Origin of the sequence: Sulfuriferula multivorans, from assembly GCF_003851125.1 — a bacterium.
In the GTDB taxonomy this organism is placed as follows: domain Bacteria; phylum Pseudomonadota; class Gammaproteobacteria; order Burkholderiales; family Sulfuriferulaceae; genus Sulfuriferula; species Sulfuriferula multivorans.
The window spans coordinates 1-476 of the sequence record NZ_BGOW01000072.1; the positions used below are offsets into that span (position 1 = coordinate 1).

The 476-nt window shown below is 51.3% G+C and carries 1 protein-coding gene; it reads right to left on the reverse strand.

Going from position 1 to position 476, the window contains the following annotated elements:
• Positions 1 to 80: 80 nt before the first annotated feature.
• Positions 81 to 458 (reverse strand): hypothetical protein, encoded by a 378-nt coding sequence (locus EI185_RS17565; protein ID WP_124706310.1) that lies wholly within the window; start codon positions 456 to 458, stop codon positions 81 to 83.
• Positions 459 to 476 lie beyond the last annotated feature (18 nt).

The following is a 476-nucleotide window of genomic DNA, read 5'->3' on the forward strand; positions in this document are numbered from 1 at the left end:
AACGTTGAAGTTCAGCGGACGGCTGCGAGTGGCGCGCAGCGCCGCTTGCAGCCGGTCCGCTGGAACGCCATGTTAGGGAGCTATTGGTCGAGCTTCTCAAGTGGGTGGTACTCAAGCAACCCCCATAAATCATCGTCTTTTTCGGAGCCTCGGGCTCCGAGTTCAATTAACAGTCGCTTTGTTGTTTCTTCATCTGCACCGACTACGCGAGACAGCGTTGTGAGTTTGCGCCAATGCTCTTTGAATCGTAAATCGCGAAGCATTTTGTCCAAGAGTTTTTTTCTTTTTTCGTCAAGCTCCCGGCGTGGTTTGTCTTGAAACCAGTGAAGAACAAAGTTTCCTCCAACAGTGATGACTGCTCCCACAACAACGCCAACAAGCCCAACAACAGAAACCCAAAACGAAGTGTCAGCGATGACCTTCGCAGCGATTTCATTTGCAAGAGTGGATGTGTCCACGTGGCGAGCTCCCTAACG